The sequence below is a fragment of the Bacillus sp. FSL M7-0558 genome (assembly GCF_038003245.1).
Classification (GTDB): Bacteria; Bacillota; Bacilli; order Bacillales; family Bacillaceae; genus Bacillus; species Bacillus pumilus.
The window spans coordinates 526,600-543,193 of the sequence record NZ_JBBOOU010000001.1 but is presented as its reverse complement, the minus strand read 5'-3'; the positions used below and the strand labels follow the sequence as shown (position 1 = coordinate 543,193).

Sequence of the window (16,594 nt, the reverse complement as noted above, 5' to 3'; positions counted from 1 at the left end):
TACAATTCAAATATTTTACATGTTGTGATGAATTTGTAATAAAACCAAACTGAGGGGGAAGTATTATGAATAAACTTTACAAGGGATTAATTGTTTCAGTATTATCAATTTCTTCATTAGCTCTTCCAGCTTTAACAAATCAAGCTTCTGCGCAAGAACCTGCAAAAATTCACAATATAGCAAAGCCTACAAATGAAATTGGAACGGTCGATTTCCATATGCTAAGAAACTCAAACGTTGGATTGCTGTATGGCTATACAAGATGGGAAATCATCTCTGGCAGTCACCTTATTAGCATTAGTTCTAGTGGTGTCGTATCTTCTTACTCATCACTTGGCACGGCGTTGGTTTATGCCTATGATATAAACGATAATTACGTCATTTTTAAGATTACAGTTGAACCTCGATAATTAAAAAAGTCCCCTTACTTAAGGTAAATGGACAGATTCATTTAAAAGTGATAAAAAATTAAAAAACCAAAGGTTTACCACCTTTGGTTTCTTAGATGCGGCTGAGAGGACTTGAACCTCCACGGGTTATTCACCCACTAGGCCCTCAATGCCGTGGAAACGGGTTGTCTCCTGCAAACAATCACATCACTTGCACTCATTTGCGCCACATTCACATAAAATCGTCTATTTTCAAATATCGTGGTGAAAATTTGGTGAACCTATATTCTCCCTTATATTACGCTAGTTAAAACCTATATGCGAATATTACCTAAATGAACATAAATACGTATTATTCTATTAAACGTTCGTAATAATTTCATTGGTATCCTAATAAATTTTATATACTTGGGTTAATATATTATATAGTCTTAAATGATAATGCTGTAAGTTAAGAGTTTGAAAGGAGTTAAACTAACATGGAAATCAATAATTTGCTTACTTTACATAACAGACAAGACTTAAGAGATTGGCTTGAGAAACATTTCAACTACGGATGAATATTGTTGGGTTATTGTTAGTATGACGGAACAACCAAATACCCTCCTATATTTAGATGCCGTAGAAGAAGCTTTATGTTTTGGTTGGATCGATGGCATTAAGAAAAAAATCTCAGACACCGAATTGGCTCAAAGGCTTTCTCCACGAAAGAAAAAAAGAGGACTGCTTGTTCTTCCTGACATGAGCCCCGAATCTTTCATTATAGATGAAGAAATTAACACCTTTATAAAAATAGACAAAGAAGTATACAAAAATTTCATTCAACTTCCTGAACTCTATAGACGAATTAGAATTGATACGATACAAAGTTATAAAGATACCCCTGTTATTTACTATAAAAGATTAGATAAGTTTATAAAAAATACGAGAGAAAATAAACTATATGGTCTTTGGAATGATAATGGGCGTCTAATCAACTATTAGAGATAAAAACAGTTACCAAAGTAATTTGGTATCTTAATGATAAAGCATTAATGTTTCCTTTAAAAAGGATGTGTATTTATTAATATAACCTTTTGGTTCAATAATTTTTACTTTGTTACCGAACCCTGAGAGAAACTGATAAGCAAATTGATTTTCAGGTAATTCTATGTTCGCCATGTAAATCCTTTTAGTCTTCTTTACGACAGATTGTCTTCCATACCTTTCAATAAATTGATCTCTAACACTAATATCTATTTGTAATTTTACATTTGCCATAGTCGGTTTTACAACGGGTTGTTTTTCGTTTTTTTCTTTAATGGCATGATCAGGTCTAGGTGTAAAAAATCCTTTCTTCACTATATCTGTTATTCTCGTTAATTTAAATGTTCGATAGTCTTCACGTTCTAAACTATATCCAAATAAGTACCAGTGCATCTCAATTAGCTGTAACTTATAAGGTTCGACTACTCTATGCGTTATATTCCCTTTTTGATCCACATAATCAAACTCCATTAACCAATAATTTTCGATTGCTTGAATGACTAAAGACATTTCCTCATGTAATTGGCTTCTTCCTATCCAATCATAAAAGGTTAGATGTAGTTTAGGTGATAAATCCGCATGACTCATCCCTCTAATTTTTTGTATCGTCATTTGAATGTCATCATTCTTTGTCAACTGCTCAAATCCATCTAGAGCTACAATAATATTCTCAATGTCTTTGTGATTTAATAAACGCTTATCAAATTTGTATTCTTCCATAAGTGCATAACCGCCCTCATGACCATATTTTGCATAAATAGGGATGTTGGCATAATTCAGTGTTTCCATATCACGTTGTATAGTACGTTTTGTTACATCAAAAAGACGACTGAACTCTGATGCTGAAACTACGTCTTTTTGTAGCAATATCATAAGAATTGAAATAAGTCGTTCAATTTTTTGCATAACACCCTCCCATATACGACATAGTGTTGTCACCTATCCTCTATTATACTACTGATATACCAATAAGGAGGCAACAGCATATGAAAGCAATCGCTTATCTACAATTTAATGGAATTGCACAAGACGTGTTAGAATTTTATGAAACAGCATTACAAGGAACAGTAAAAAAGGTCAACTTTGGTGCACTTCCTCAAAATCCATCTGCACCACTTTCGTTAGAAGAACAAGGCATGATTATGGAATCTCGCATTGAGTTTTCAGAAAACATATTAATGATTTCTGATGTATTACCTTCTATGCAAGCTGTAACAGGTGAAGTAACACAAGGAACGAATGTTATTATAAGCGTAATTGATGGAGACCAAGAAACGAACAAAATGTACTTTGATAACCTCTCTAAAGACGGAACGATTATTATGCCGATCTCTTCTGTACCATGGTCATCTAGTTTTGGCATGCTAATAGACAAGTTCGGAGTTATGTGGAAATTCAACAGCGACGCAAGTCAATTTTTAGATAGTTTAGTCTAAAAATAGAAGTTCTAATATTTCAATCCATTTTTAAGGACATTATAAAAAGCTCAGTGAGGAAATATATCACTTAGCTTTTTTAATGTAATCGTGTTCACCTAATATAAAAAAGCAACAAAGCTCTTATGGCTAAGATACTTATCATCTTATTTATTTGTCTGCAATTGAGAGGAGTCGAATCTCCATGAGTTTAACCTCACTAAGCCCTCAATGCCATGGAAATGTGTGTCCCTTATCTAAGCTTTAAGAACTGGTTTAACGTACGTTCTGTATCATCCATGACTTCTTTGATTTTACAAACGTGCGTTCAATATTCCAATGGTGCGTAATGAAGAGTGGGAAAGCAAAAATAAAAAGATTATCGCGCTTTATAAGAAGATTTTAAGAAGTTGACAAAAGCAACTTTTTTTAAAAATTATAGATGGTTTAGTTAAAAAAAAGCAACTATTCTCTGATGTTGTAATCATGGCAAGGCTAAATAAAACCAAATGATGAACATAAACATTCTATTTGAAATAGCCGTAAACCTTAATCGTCCGCTCAATCTATACCATTAAAGGAATTAAACACAATTAATTCGTTATTAAAAGATTTTAAAACAAATGATGTATATACCATCTGCGAACAATTAAATATTTCTGTAGTAAAGATGAAAATTTAAAAGTTATTAGACTTCATGATCTTAGACACTATCACGTCGCTTTATTAATTGATCAGGGAGAAGAATATCATACTATCAAAGAAAGACTAGGACATGCATCTATTCGGACAACAATAGATGTATATGGTCACTTATTTCCTAACAAACAAAAGGCTATGGCTGAAAAATTGGACGACATTATATAAAAATATCGATCTCTAACAAAAAAAGTCCACTTACTTACGGTGAGTGGACAGATTTTGGACAGATTTATTTAGAAGTTATATAAAATAAAAATACCAAAGGTCTACAACCCTTGGTATCATTGATGCGGCCGAGAGGACTTGAACCTCCACGGGTTATTCACCCACTAGGCCCTCAACCTAGCGCGTCTGCCATTCCGCCACGACCGCGTGTATGATGTGCTCATATATTCATAAGTGCACTGTTTGAAAAAACAATGCGGGTGAAGGGACTTGAACCCCCACGTCATAAAGACACTAGATCCTAAGTCTAGCGCGTCTGCCAATTCCGCCACACCCGCGTGACAATGGTGAGCCATGAAGGACTCGAACCTTCGACCCTCTGATTAAAAGTCAGATGCTCTACCAACTGAGCTAATGGCTCATCTGCTATGCAGAAAAACATATAAAAAAATGGCTGGGCTAGCTGGATTCGAACCAACGCATGACGGAGTCAAAGTCCGTTGCCTTACCGCTTGGCTATAGCCCAACGAATAAAAAAAACAAAACATGACCCGTACGGGATTCGAACCCGTGTTACCGCCGTGAAAGGGCGGTGTCTTAACCGCTTGACCAACGGGCCATAAAATAATGGCGGAGAAGGAGGGATTTGAACCCTCGCGCCGCTCGCGCGACCTACACCCTTAGCAGGGGCGCCTCTTCAGCCACTTGAGTACTTCTCCATTATGGCTCCGCAGGTAGGACTCGAACCTACGACCGATCGGTTAACAGCCGATAGCTCTACCACTGAGCTACTGCGGAATAATAAGACATGTTTCATTATATATATGCCAGAAAAATGTGTCAAGAATTTTTAAGCGTTTCATTCCTGCTCAATTTGCGACGGCTTTTATAATTTAACATATACTAATATAACAGTCAAGCCTTTTTCCATGCCATTTGTTTAACTTGGCAGAAAGCCCCCGACCTCTTCAAGTAGACCAAGGGCCTTGATGCAGCCTTCCATGAGATTAAGACAGATGAAACTTTCGCATCCACTTATAAAAAGTACTTCTTGGCACCCCTGCTAGCCTCGCTGCTTCTGACACATGACCTTTCGTTTTATGCAGTGCGTCTATCACTGTTTGCATTTGAATGCGTTCCCTGAATGTGAGTTCTTTTGGAGTCTCGGTACACTCTGCTGGATGCAGCTTCTGCTTTTTCTGATCAACCGCCTCTAATACTGAAGCGTATTGCGATTCACCAATCCATCCGCCTTTCGGAAAGAGGACCCTTAGATGCTCAAACAGATTAAAAAGCTCTCGTATGTTTCCTGGCCAATGATACTCTTGCAATTTCTGAAAAAATGATTCAGGAAACGCTGCATTCCAGTGGTGCTTCTTTTGGTAATAACGATATAAATCATGAATGTCTTCTTTTCTTTCTCTAAGCGGCGGGATATTGATCGGATAGACATGAAGACGGTAATACAAGTCTTCTCGTATTTTTCCTTCCTTCAGCAGTTCGTTCATATTACGGTGAGTCGCTGTAATAATCCGAATATCCAAAGGGATTTCGTGTGTCCCGCCAAGCGGTACGACTGCCCTTTCTTCTATCACCCGAAGAAGCGCTACTTGCATCGCATATGGGATTTCGCCTATTTCATCTAGAAAGAGTGTTCCTTTATGAGCTTGTTCAAATTTGCCTTTAGCTCCGTGACGTTTTGCCCCTGTAAATGCCCCTTCAGCATAGCCAAACAGCTCACTTTCTAACAGGCTTTCAGGAATGGCTCCGCAATTAACAGCAATAAACGGCCCTTTATGCCTTTCACTGGCGGAATGAATGGCTCTAGCGGCGAGTTCCTTCCCTGTCCCTGTTTCTCCCCAAATATACACATGAGCATCTGTTTGTGCTGCTCTCTTCATCTCGTTAAGCGTCTGTTGAAATACCTTACTTGTTCCTGATTCCCCGGGAAATTGAGCAAAAGAAACGGTGATGCAGCTTTTCGCTGCTTCTTCAAGGGAAAGGGACATGCCTAGCATCTTTCCGTCTTGCTCTGATTGAATGATCTGCTTTCCCCGGATAACAAATGGATAATCCTTAAGCCGCTCGACATCCATTCCATACCAGTCTGAAAATCGTTCTCTAATCGACCTGCTGGCAGACACAATTTGCTTTTTTTCATTACAGACCACATACGGTTCGCCTGTTTCCACCTGCTGGAGACAATGAGTGATGAGCTCCAGCTCTCTCCTTTTTTGCTGGACTTGAATTTCTCTCTCGATGGCATAAGCAACCGTTGAAGCCATTCCAAGCATAAAAGGGTGCTTGTTATCCGTCATACAGGAGATGTCAATCACCCCTATGATTGTACCACCTGCATCGCGAATAGGAGCGGCTGAACAACTCCAATGGTGAGAGGCGATAGAAAAATGCTCAGTTCCGTTGATCGTCACCGCTTCTCCGATGACGAGTGCCGTTCCGATCGCGTTTGTCCCTACATCTGTTTCAGTCCAGCGTGAACCCTCCATAAAATTAATTCTTTTTGCTTCCACCATCGTTCTTTCGCTTCCTGTCAGACTTAGCACATAACCGTCTGCATCGATGAGTAAGGCCAGCATGTCAGATTCTTTTAATTGCTGACTGATTTTATTTAAGTAAGGAAGAGCCGCATTTAGGAATAATGAATATTTCTTTTTTTGGGCACTGAAACGCTCCTTTTCTAACAACGACTGTCCTTTATCTAAATACGGATTCACATTTGCCTGTTTACACCTGTGCCATGATTCTACCACTCTCTTATTCAGACGAGACTGATCAAGCAAACCTTCACGAACAAAACGTTTCCACGTATTTAAATAACAAGGCGTCGGATTCATTCCATCCTCTCCTCTAGGGGCTTTTTATTCATTATAGATAATTATAAAAGCGCTTTCAATTATCATTAACTAACCCTAGAAGTCAATCGGATAGAAAAGAAGCCTTTTTCAGCAGTGCACCGCTCGTCCAATGGTTTGCAGAAAGGCTTCGTGTATCGCCTCTGAAAGTGTCGGATGTGCCGCAATAAACTGCTCTAATGTATCAGCGGTCAGCTCTGTATGCATCATCACCGCCGCTTGTCCAATCAGTTCTGTTGCATGCGGTCCGATAATTGAAACACCTAATATTTCTTGATATTGCGGTTCTACAATGACCTTTACGTGACCGGCTGGTTGATTTAAGATTAATGCTTTTCCATTTGCAGAAAATGCACATCTCCCTATCCGAATCTCCTCATATTGTTTTCTAGCACTCTCTTCATTTAAACCAACACTGGCGATTTCTGGAGAGGTGTATATGCACCTCGGAATCACTTGCTCATTGACCTTTACATGCTCACCTGATGCATGGGATGCCGCAACCGTTCCTTCATGAAAGGCAGTATGAGCAAGCTGGACCCCACCTGTCACATCACCGCACGCATAGATATGCGGGAGATTGGTTTGCATATGTTCATTGACGTAGATACCGTTTCTATCAAATTCAATACCAACCTGATCAAGATTCAACTCTCCAAGCCGCGGAGTTCTGCCAATGGCCACTAAGCAAAGATCCGACTGGATTTCACACTGCTCGCCTTGATTATTCTCCACCACTACTTTACTTGAAGAGGAATCAAGCTGCTTGACTGCGGCGGACGTCAAAATGTCTACACCCGTTTCTTCGAGCTGCTCGTGAAGACATTGTGCAATATCACGATCTTCTTCAGGTAAAATGTGCACTGCCCGTTCAACCATGAAAACCTTTGATCCCATTCTGCTAAAGATGCTCGCAAACTCACAGCCGATCACCCCGCCCCCAATGATACAAAGCGAATCTGGAATCGAAGAAAGTGACATGGCATCCTTGCTGTGAATAATCCATTCGCCATCAAAAGGTGCAAACGGTAAAGCAGCAGGCGCTGCCCCTGATGCAATAATGATTTGTTTTGCTTGAATGATTTCAGACTTTCCTTCACTTTCTATCAATAGCTCATGTGCTGATAGAAATGAAGCCTTCCCATTTACCACGGTGACTTTGTTTTTATTCATCAAGTAGCGAACACCATCAGTGAGCTGCTTGACGACAGACTGCTTCCGTTTTTGGACAGCATCCCATTGGATGATAGGCTCATGTTCTGGAAGCTCAATTCCAAAATGTCCCGCCGATTTCACATGCTCATACATATCGGCGCTTTGCAAAAGTGCTTTGGTTGGAATACAGCCCTCATTGAGGCAAGTACCTCCCAGCTGACCTTGATCAATTAACACAACCTCCCTGCCAAAACGGGCGGCTGTTATGGCCGCCACATAACCTGCTGGTCCGCCTCCTATAATGACCAGTGTCATGGTACGTTCACCTTCTTCCTATAAAAGAATGGATATTGGTTCTTCTAAATGTGCTTTGACCGTTGATAAAAATGCGGATGCCGGTGCTCCGTCCAGTACGCGGTGATCAAACGTAAGACTGAGAGGCAGGATGGTCCCTTTGCACAATTCATCCTCTCGATAAACAGGGGTGTCATACATTGTTCCGACGCCAAGGATACCTGCTTCCGGAGGATTCAAAATTGGCGTGAAATGCTCTACACCATAGGCTCCAAGATTGGTCAATGTAAAGGTTGAACCTTGAATTTCATCATGAAGAAGCTTTCCTTCACGTGCTTTTTGACCATACAATTTAATGCTCTTCGCCAGCTCTATCAGCGTTAACCGCTCCGCATGCCGAATGACCGGTACAGCCAATCCGTTATCTAACGCAGCAGCAATCCCAAGATGAACATTCTCAAAGGTTTCCACAACTCCGTTATGATATTGACTGTTCATCGCAGGGTGTTCTAACAACGAAAGGATCGCTGCTTTGGCTACAAAATCGGTGATGGTCAACTTTGTATCGTAACGTGCTATGGCTGTTTCATTCAGCTGTTGTTGTAAGTTTGTAAGTTTTGTCACGTCCGCTTTCATCGTAATGGTTAATTGTGCACTTGTTTGCAGGCTTTCCATCATTCTTGAGGCAATTGTTTTCCGCATCATGTTAATAGGTTGATGCTCTGTTTCGTTTTGTTTTTTCTCTTCTTGTTTTTTCTCTTTCCGTTCAGGAAGCGCATGAAGCACATCCTCTTTCGTAATTCTTCCACCTGGTCCTGTCCCCACGAGCGTATCAATGTCTAGGTTTGCGCTAATCGCCATTTTACGGGCAACAGGTGAGATTTTCTTTCTCTCTTTCTTTGGTTTTGACTGGATGTCTCTATCTTTCTTTTCCTCCACTTGTTCATTTCCTTCACCGATATAGCAGATGACCGTGCCAGGCGGTACACCTTCTCCCTCGGGCACTTTTATATCCAATATGGTTCCTTCAGCAGGTGATTCGATCTCCATTTCAATTTTTTCGGAGTTGATGCTTGCAATGCTTTCCCCTTTATTTACGATCTCACCGACCTCCTTATTCCAGACAGATACCGTTCCTTCTTTCATCGACATGCCCAATTTAGGCATCACAACTTCGACAGCCATCTCCCTCTCTCCTTTCTTTAGTTCAAGATCTTGTCATGGCTCTTGCCAATCATCTCTAATACGGTGTTCACAACTTTATCAGATGTTGGCAGATATATATCTTCAAGAGGTGGTGAAAATGGTACCGGTGTATGAGGAGCCGTTACTTTTTTGATTGGAGCGTCAAGTAAATCAAATCCTTTATCTGCAATCAAAGAAGAGATATCTGCGGCAATTCCGCACCTTGGATTTGCTTCATCGACAATGACAAGTCGATTTGTTTTTTCTACTGAAGTCAGAATGGCCTCTTCATCGAGCGGCGACAAGCTTCTTGGATCAATCACTTCCGCTTCAATACCTTGAGCAGATAATTGCTCTGCCGCTTCGAGTGCTGTATGCACTTGTTTGCCTACTGCAAAGATGGTTACATCAGATCCTTCTCTCTTCACATCTGCTTTACCAAGCGGCAGTGTGTAATACCTCTCCGGCACATCTCCTGTGATATTGTAAAGCGTCTTGTCTTCAAAAAAGATGACAGGGTCCTGATCCTCGATGGCTGCCAGCAGCAGCCCTTTGGCATCATATGGTGAAGAAGGCACAACTACTTTCAATCCAGGGATGCTTGTAAATAGTGCATACAAACTTTGCGAATGCTGGGCAGCTGCTCTAAAACCCGCCCCATGTGTCGTTCGAATCGTGATTGGCACCTCTGCTTTTCCGCCAAACATGTATCGGAATTTTGCGCCTTGATTCAGGACTTGGTCCAGACAAGTACCGATAAAATCATTAAACATAAGCTCCGCAATTGGTCTTAGCCCTGTTGAAGCAGCTGCCATAGCCGCGCCTACATAGCCAGCTTCACTAATCGGCGTGTCAAGGACACGCTCACGTCCAAACTCCTGAACGATTCCTTTCGTTACACCAAGAACACCGCCCCATGCTTCATCATCCTGTAAGTGATCTACATGAGCGCCACCCGCAACATCTTCCCCCATTAAAATGACATCTTCATCTCTTCTCATTGCCAGTTTAATCGCTTCATTCAAAGCACTAGACATGCTGATTTCTCTTGTCATTTCCCTCTCCCCTTTCAGGTTTATTAATATGAAACATACACATCAGTCAGCAATTCAGTATGATCTGGATATTCACTTTCTTCGCTGAATCTCACGGCTTCATCTATCGCTTCTGCTACAGCCGCTTCAATACTTGATATCTCTTGATCCGTTAGCTGCTGCTGCTTTAATAATTCATTTTTAAAAAGAGTGATGGCATCTTTCTCTTCTTGATGTTCGGTTTTTTCTTGATTGGTTTTGTAGCGCTGGGCGTCTCCTTCAAAATGACCATAATTCCGATATGTCATGCATTCAATCAATGTCGGACCTTCTCCATTTTTTGCTCGTTCTATCGCTTGTTCTGCTGCTTGATAAACGGCTGTCACATCTTTTCCATCTACTTGAATACCCGGAATACCATAACTGGCGGCTCGATCCACAATCGATTTGCAGCTTGAAGCATAGGAAAATGGCGTCGCTTCCCCGTAACCATTGTTTTCTGCGATGAAAATGACTGGCAGTTTCCAGATGGCAGCGAGATTGATTCCTTCGTGAAAAGTCCCTTGATTGTTAGCACCATCCCCAAAAAAGCAAACGCTTACATTATCTGTCTTTTTATATTTAGCTGTGAGGGCTGCCCCGCACGCAAGTGGAAAGCCGCCTCCAACAATTCCGTTGGCACCGAGCATTCCTTTATCAAAATCTGCAATGTGCATAGATCCACCTTTTCCTTTACAAAGGCCTGTGGCTTTTCCATAGATTTCTGCCATCATTCCTTTTAGATCACAGCCCTTAGCGATACAATGACCGTGGCCACGGTGGGTACTTGTAATACTGTCTTGTTCATTCAGATGAGCGCAGACTCCTACAGCAACAGCTTCTTCACCAGCATAAAGATGGACAAAACCTGGCAAGATCCCCTTTGTAAAAAGCGTGTGTACTTGATCTTCAAATTGGCGAATTTCCTGCATTTTTCGATACATCCAAACGGCTTTTTCTTTTGTGAGTGCCATTTCCATGATAAAACCTCCTATCTTTTTTGCTTGCACTTCTATACAAGCAAAAAGCGTGCCAACATCACGGCGCTTGAAAGCTTAGGTTTTTGAGCGATTCACACCGATCAAAAAAGAGACAAAATGAGACTTGCGTCTCTATTTGTCTCAATATGTCTACTTCATCTCACAAAAAAAGCATCCCATATAGGTATGCTTATCACTCTGAACCGATTGTACGCTGCCATTTTAATTTTCCTTTGCAGACGCCGCACACATAACGAGAGGTATCAACTCGCCTTTTCCTGATAAAATACTGACCGCATCCTGTGCAGACATATTCTTGCCGTTTCTGTACACGCCGTTTATTTTGTACGGTCTTTAGCGGTGTACAAAAACGCGGGGCTCCTACTTGTTTTAATAACTCTTTAAAGGAACGGTCACGATGCTGATAGCCTTTTCCCTCAAGATGCAGATGATAATGACACAGCTCATGCTTGATGATCCCGATTAATTCTTCTCGTCCATGTTCCTCTAGGTATCGGCGGTTCAGTTCGATATTGTGTGTTCCAAGTAGATACCGCCCGCCTGTCGTTTTGAGACGGTCATTAAAAACAGCCTGATGGCGGAATGCCTTACCAAAGAACTGCTCAGAAATATGCTCTGTTAACTGCTGTAACTCTCTCTCCTTCAATCAAGATCGTTCCTTTCTATAAAAACATCGAACGGGACAATTTCCCCTTTGCATACATTGAAGGTACACCCACTGTTTCGATCAAAGGAGGAATGGGCGATGCCCAACTGGCTGAAAAATCAGATGCAGAAGGCTTTTTTCGAAAAAAATCATTACCAAATCAAGTTGTTGAATCAATGCTGGTACTTCTACAGAAAAAAACATTCAGTCGCATCAAGGCACACCCCATCCTGAGGTGCGCCTCGTTTTTTGTTTACTCTGGTTTCAGCATGGAGAGGGCAACGCGGCCTTTTGCCTGGTCAACGGAGTCCACCCATACAGTCACAATGTCACCAACTGATACAACGTCAAGCGGATGCTTCACAAAGCGGTTGCTGAGCTTGGAAATATGGACAAGCCCGTCCTGTTTTACACCAATATCAACGAATGCGCCGAAGTCTACAACGTTTCTCACTGTACCTTGCAGCTCCATTCCTTGCTTCAAGTCCTCTAATTTCAACACATCTGTTTTTAAAAGAGGTTTTGGTACTTCATCGCGCGGATCACGCTCAGGTCTTGTCAGCTGATCGACGATATCTTGTAATGTAATGATACCAATATCAAGCTGCTCTGCTGCTTCGTCCAGCTTGACCTCTGCGATTTTCTCCTTTAATTGCTCTGTGCCAAGATCATTTGGTGTCATCTTGATCATGCGTAAGAACTGTTTTGTTTCTTTATAGCTCTCTGGGTGAATGCCTGTCCGGTCAAGTGGATCTTGTCCGTCTGCGATGCGCAGGAAGCCGATACACTGCTCATAAGTCTTTGCCCCAAGTCTTGGAATGTCCTTTAGCTCTTTTCTGCTTGTGAATCTTCCAATCTCTTCGCGGCGCTTGATGATATTCCCTGCGACAGCTTTTGAAAGACCTGACACATATTGCAGCAGCGCCTGTGAGGCCGTATTGACGTTCACACCGACTTGGTTGACGACCGTCTCTACCACGAAGGTTAACGAGCTGTTTAATTGTTTTTGGCTCACGTCATGCTGGTATTGGCCCACTCCGACAGACTTCGGATCAATTTTCACGAGCTCTGCTAAAGGATCTTGTAATCTTCGAGCAATGGATATGGCGCTTCGTTCTTCGACTTGCAGGTCTGGAAACTCTTCTCGCGCCAGTGCAGACGCAGAGTATACACTTGCTCCTGCTTCATTCACAATCAAATAGGAGACTGGCTGATCCAGCTCTTGAATGAGGTCTGCAATGAATTGTTCGGTCTCTCTTGAAGCTGTTCCGTTTCCAATCGCAATGACTTCAATGTTAGATGATTGAATGATCTCTTTCACTTTTTGTTTCGCTTCCGCTTTTTTCTGTACAGGCGGGTGCGGGTAAATGACGCCGATATGATGGACTTTTCCTGTATCATCCACGACGGCTAATTTACAGCCTGTACGAAACGCAGGGTCCACTCCAAGTACACGCTTCCCTTTCATCGGAGGCTGAAGCAGCAGTTTTCTTAAATTTTCAGCAAAAATATGAATCGCTTGTTCCTCTGCCTTTTCTGTCAGCTCTTTGCGTATTTCTCGTTCGATGGAAGGCTGAATGAGACGTTTATACGCATCGTCAATTGCCGCTTCGATAAACGGTCTCGCCGTCGTCTGTTTGCCTTTTATGACTTGTTTGTCGAGATAGAAACGAATATTTTCAGCAGGTGGCTCGATGGCTGCCTTTAAGATGCCTTCTTTCTCTCCACGATTGACCGCTAGTACGCGGTGAGGCACTATCTTTTTGATGGGCTCTTGATAATCGTAATACATTTCATAGACATTTTTCTCATCGCTCTCGATGTCTTTTCCTGATGTGACCAGACTTCCCTTTTGGTACGTTTCGCTGCGAATCCATTTCCGCATATCAGGATCATCTGCCAGCTGTTCAGCAATGATGTGCTGCGCGCCTTCAAGTGCCTCTTCTACACTTGTTACTTCCTTTTCTCCGTTGATAAAAGAAGCGGCCTTCTTCTCGATCTCATCGCTTGGCAGGGTGAGTATATATTCTGCCAGCGGCTCGAGCCCTTTTGCTTTGGCTACATTCGCCTTTGTTTTACGTTTTTGTTTGAATGGTCGGTATAAATCTTCGACCTCTTGCAGTTTATGAGCTTGTTCAATTTTTTGTTTTAATTCATCCGTCAGTTTGTCTTGTTCTGCGATTAAGCGAATGACTTCTTCTTTTCGGTTCATGACATTTTGGATATATGTATAGCGCTCTGAAATGGTTTGAATTTGCACCTCATCCAGAGAGCCTGTCTGCTCTTTCCGGTAACGGGCAATAAACGGGACGGTGTTACCATCCTCTAAGAGCTTGATGACACTTTCAATTTGTTTTGTTGAAATCTTTAATTCTGTTGCAATTTGTTTCAATAAAAAGTCAGATGTCTTCATACTTTGCATCCCCTCACTGTGTCTTCTCTTTTAGTGTATCAAAAAAATCGGCAAAACAGAAAAAAGGTCAGCTATTTTACGTGAGCTGACCAAGTACATAGGTGAGATCGTCCTTTTTGTCTTGTGTGTATGTTTCAAGCTGTTTGGCAATGTCTGCAACTGAATGACTATGCTTTAAACACATTCTCATGTTTGGCACATTCAGTCCGTCTGAATACATAATGAATGTCGATCCTTTTTCGTAGGAATAGGTGTATGTTTTATATTTTCTAGGTTTCCCTGATAAGTATCCTGATGTCGGAAGTGGATAAATATAGTCGCCAGAAGGGGCATTCAAGATGAACCGAATATTACCAACCGAACAATAGGTAAACTGCTGCTGGGAAAAATTCACCTTTAATATGGCTACAGTGGCTCCGCGTTTATTTTTCATCGCCTGATTGCATCTGTCGATGAGGGTCGTCATATCCTCATGTCCATATTCTTCGACAATTTCGCTGACTAAAGAAGATGATTCATTGGCGAACTGACCGCTGCCTAATCCGTCTGCCACAGCACAAATTAGTTCTTCATCATCTGCTTTAATAAAAAAACTGTCCCCGCAGCATGATTTCCCTTCTTTATTCGATTGATAGATAATGGCATTCACATGCTCATGCTGTTCAATCTGCTTCATTACCCTAGCTCCATAGACGCATCTTCTGATAATGCATCTCGTAGCTTTTTAACTGCCTTCCGTTGCAGTCTCGATACATGCATTTGGGATATCCCTAGTAAATCGCCTGTTTCTTTTTGACTCTTATTTTGCAAATAAGTCAGATTGATAATCTCTTTTTCCCGATCTGTCAGAACATGAAGCACACTCTCAAGCATCATTTTTTGGTTTACACGTTCGTAGCCCTCTTCCTGTGAGCCAACAACGTCTAAAATGGTGACTGTGCTTCCTTCAGAATCAGCCTCTACGCCTTGGTCAACAGACAGTGCTTGATAGCTTTTGCCCATCTCCATGGTTTCCAGTACTTCTTCCTCTGTCACATCTAGGTATTCTGCAATTTCTTGGACTTGCGGTGATTTTTGCGTCTCTGTTGTTAGATGATCAACAGCCATCTTGATTCTTGGTCCAAGCTCTTTGATTCGCCTTGGTACATGGACACTCCATGTTTTATCTCGTAAAAAGCGTTTGATTTCCCCGATGATGGTTGGAATAGCAAAGGCTTCAAATGATTTACCGACTAGCGGATCGTATCGCTTAATGGCGCCAAGTAAACCAATCATTCCAACTTGTCTGAGGTCCTCATGAAAGCTTTTTCCTTTTGAATATTTTTTTGCCAGCATATCAACCAAGTTTGTATAGCATTCGACCAGCGTGAGCTGCGCCTGCTCATCTTGGTTGGATTGATAGCTTTGGATAAGGCGATCCACTTCATCTTTAGTTAGTTTCATAGTTTTGGATGGTTGTGTCATGGTCAACTCGCTCCCTGTTTAAAAACTTTGTCATCGCAACGGTAACTCCGGAGTTTGCTTGCACCTCGACTTCATCCATCAATGTTTGCATTAAGTATAAACCAAGACCTCCTTCTGCCAATTGATCCACCGTATGAGCAGATGTATACGGCCCTAGGTCTTCCTGCTTTTGCTTAAAGTCAAAGCTACCGCCTTTGTCCGCGACAATGATTTCTAGACGATCCTCGTAGACAAGAAAGCGAACAGCTACCTCTCCATCTTCGCCATTTTCACCTTTGTAGGCATGCTGAACTGCATTTGTACAGGCCTCACTGACCGCAATTTTTAAGTCCTCAATCTCTTCATAGGCATAACCCATTCGACTTGCTACGCCTGAAAGAGTCAGGCGGATGATGCCTACGTATTCTGGTTTCGCTGGGATTTTCATCTCGATTAGATCTACTGATTCGTTCATTGTACCCCACCCTCTGTCTTTGCAGAAATGTCAATGATGTCCTTTAGTCCAGTAATTTCAAACAACCTTACAAGCCGATCTGACAAGTTCTCAAGCTTTAGTGTTCCACCTGCTTTTTGAGCCGCTTTAAACAGCCCAACAAATACACCTAATCCTGTACTATCCATATACGTAACATCCTTCAAACAGATCTCAAGATGCTCTCCCGCCTCGGCTTTAGGCATGAGTGTTTCTCTTAGCTGAGGAGCAGAGTACACATCAATTTCTCCGCTGACACTAATTTTCGTTTTTTGATCTATTTGATGCTCTTTCACTGTCATATTCATTATGCATTCACCT

The 16,594-nt window shown here is 41.6% G+C and carries 15 protein-coding genes, 7 tRNA genes and 2 pseudogenes; 5 read left to right on the top strand and 19 right to left on the bottom strand.

Features of this window, described 5'->3' with window-relative positions:
* Positions 1 to 65 precede the first annotated feature (65 nt).
* Positions 66 to 410: a hypothetical protein gene (locus MHB79_RS02655; protein ID WP_034620217.1), complete on the top strand. Its 345-nt coding sequence runs from the start codon at positions 66 to 68 to the stop codon at positions 408 to 410.
* Positions 411 to 868: 458 nt separating this feature from the next.
* A pseudogene (locus MHB79_RS02650) lies at positions 869 to 1,373 on the top strand (YdeI/OmpD-associated family protein).
* 33 nt (positions 1,374 to 1,406) lie between these two features.
* Here MHB79_RS02650 and MHB79_RS02645 read toward each other — a convergent pair.
* The gene (locus tag MHB79_RS02645; protein ID WP_340988881.1) at positions 1,407 to 2,321 is read right to left on the bottom strand and encodes a helix-turn-helix transcriptional regulator; all 915 of its coding nucleotides are present in this window, start codon (positions 2,319 to 2,321) and stop codon (positions 1,407 to 1,409) included.
* An 80-nt stretch (positions 2,322 to 2,401) separates the two neighbouring features.
* Here MHB79_RS02645 and MHB79_RS02640 point away from each other — a divergent pair, with 80 nt between their 5' ends.
* Together MHB79_RS02640 and MHB79_RS02635 are read left to right on the top strand one after the other, a co-directional pair.
* Positions 2,402 to 2,851: a VOC family protein gene (locus MHB79_RS02640; protein ID WP_340988879.1), complete on the top strand. Its 450-nt coding sequence runs from the start codon at positions 2,402 to 2,404 to the stop codon at positions 2,849 to 2,851.
* Between the two features lie 621 nt (positions 2,852 to 3,472).
* A pseudogene (locus MHB79_RS02635) lies at positions 3,473 to 3,697 on the top strand (tyrosine-type recombinase/integrase); the annotation flags it as partial.
* Between the two features lie 123 nt (positions 3,698 to 3,820).
* Here the strand turns inward: MHB79_RS02635 and MHB79_RS02630 are convergent.
* The 13 genes from MHB79_RS02630 to MHB79_RS02570 all read right to left on the bottom strand — a co-directional run bounded on the left by MHB79_RS02630 (position 3,821) and on the right by MHB79_RS02570 (position 11,924).
* A tRNA-Leu gene (locus MHB79_RS02630) sits at positions 3,821 to 3,904 on the bottom strand.
* Between the two features lie 48 nt (positions 3,905 to 3,952).
* Positions 3,953 to 4,035 (bottom strand) — tRNA-Leu (locus MHB79_RS02625).
* A 7-nt stretch (positions 4,036 to 4,042) separates the two neighbouring features.
* Positions 4,043 to 4,118 (bottom strand) — tRNA-Lys (locus MHB79_RS02620).
* A 30-nt stretch (positions 4,119 to 4,148) separates the two neighbouring features.
* Positions 4,149 to 4,223: transfer RNA gene (locus tag MHB79_RS02615), tRNA-Gln, on the bottom strand.
* Positions 4,224 to 4,244: 21 nt separating this feature from the next.
* A tRNA-Glu gene (locus MHB79_RS02610) sits at positions 4,245 to 4,316 on the bottom strand.
* A 9-nt stretch (positions 4,317 to 4,325) separates the two neighbouring features.
* Positions 4,326 to 4,416, bottom strand: a tRNA-Ser gene (locus tag MHB79_RS02605).
* 4 nt (positions 4,417 to 4,420) lie between these two features.
* Positions 4,421 to 4,495, bottom strand: a tRNA-Asn gene (locus MHB79_RS02600).
* Between the two features lie 209 nt (positions 4,496 to 4,704).
* Positions 4,705 to 6,552 carry a sigma-54-dependent Fis family transcriptional regulator gene (locus MHB79_RS02595; protein WP_340988877.1) on the bottom strand — a complete coding sequence of 616 codons (1,848 nt, stop codon included), beginning with the start codon at positions 6,550 to 6,552 and terminating at the stop codon, positions 4,705 to 4,707.
* A gap of 108 nt (positions 6,553 to 6,660) precedes the next feature.
* Positions 6,661 to 8,040, bottom strand: a complete 1,380-nt coding sequence (lpdA, locus tag MHB79_RS02590; RefSeq protein ID WP_340988875.1) for a dihydrolipoyl dehydrogenase — start codon at positions 8,038 to 8,040, stop codon at positions 6,661 to 6,663.
* A gap of 18 nt (positions 8,041 to 8,058) precedes the next feature.
* Positions 8,059 to 9,204 (bottom strand): dihydrolipoamide acetyltransferase family protein, encoded by a 1,146-nt coding sequence (locus MHB79_RS02585; protein ID WP_340988873.1) that lies wholly within the window; start codon positions 9,202 to 9,204, stop codon positions 8,059 to 8,061.
* Between the two features lie 17 nt (positions 9,205 to 9,221).
* Positions 9,222 to 10,259 (bottom strand): alpha-ketoacid dehydrogenase subunit beta, encoded by a 1,038-nt coding sequence (locus MHB79_RS02580; protein ID WP_310026137.1) that lies wholly within the window; start codon positions 10,257 to 10,259, stop codon positions 9,222 to 9,224.
* 23 nt (positions 10,260 to 10,282) lie between these two features.
* On the bottom strand, positions 10,283 to 11,257 hold the full coding sequence (locus MHB79_RS02575; RefSeq protein WP_310026135.1) for a thiamine pyrophosphate-dependent dehydrogenase E1 component subunit alpha: 975 nt from the start codon (positions 11,255 to 11,257) through the stop codon (positions 10,283 to 10,285).
* 193 nt (positions 11,258 to 11,450) lie between these two features.
* Positions 11,451 to 11,924: a SprT family protein gene (locus MHB79_RS02570; RefSeq protein ID WP_003214448.1), complete on the bottom strand. Its 474-nt coding sequence runs from the start codon at positions 11,922 to 11,924 to the stop codon at positions 11,451 to 11,453.
* A 99-nt stretch (positions 11,925 to 12,023) separates the two neighbouring features.
* Here MHB79_RS02570 and cmpA point away from each other — a divergent pair, with 99 nt between their 5' ends.
* Positions 12,024 to 12,158 (top strand): cortex morphogenetic protein CmpA, encoded by a 135-nt coding sequence (gene cmpA, locus MHB79_RS02565; protein WP_012009003.1) that lies wholly within the window; start codon positions 12,024 to 12,026, stop codon positions 12,156 to 12,158.
* A gap of 19 nt (positions 12,159 to 12,177) precedes the next feature.
* Here the strand turns inward: cmpA and MHB79_RS02560 are convergent, their stop codons facing one another.
* From MHB79_RS02560 to MHB79_RS02540, 5 genes are all read right to left on the bottom strand, one after another.
* Positions 12,178 to 14,337 carry a Tex family protein gene (locus MHB79_RS02560; protein WP_340988868.1) on the bottom strand — a complete coding sequence of 720 codons (2,160 nt, stop codon included), beginning with the start codon at positions 14,335 to 14,337 and terminating at the stop codon, positions 12,178 to 12,180.
* A 76-nt stretch (positions 14,338 to 14,413) separates the two neighbouring features.
* Positions 14,414 to 15,013, bottom strand: a complete 600-nt coding sequence (locus MHB79_RS02555; protein WP_003214034.1) for a PP2C family serine/threonine-protein phosphatase — start codon at positions 15,011 to 15,013, stop codon at positions 14,414 to 14,416.
* Complete coding sequence (gene sigB, locus MHB79_RS02550) at positions 15,013 to 15,801, bottom strand: RNA polymerase sigma factor SigB (RefSeq protein ID WP_003214304.1); 789 nt, start codon at positions 15,799 to 15,801, stop codon at positions 15,013 to 15,015. Before sigB ends, MHB79_RS02555 begins: the two co-directional genes overlap by 1 nt.
* Positions 15,767 to 16,255, bottom strand: a complete 489-nt coding sequence (gene rsbW / locus MHB79_RS02545; protein WP_003214356.1) for an anti-sigma B factor RsbW — start codon at positions 16,253 to 16,255, stop codon at positions 15,767 to 15,769. The genes sigB and rsbW overlap by 35 nt, the downstream gene beginning before the upstream one ends.
* Positions 16,252 to 16,581, bottom strand: a complete 330-nt coding sequence (locus MHB79_RS02540) for an anti-sigma factor antagonist (RefSeq protein ID WP_003213847.1) — start codon at positions 16,579 to 16,581, stop codon at positions 16,252 to 16,254. Before MHB79_RS02540 ends, rsbW begins: the two co-directional genes overlap by 4 nt.
* Positions 16,582 to 16,594 lie beyond the last annotated feature (13 nt).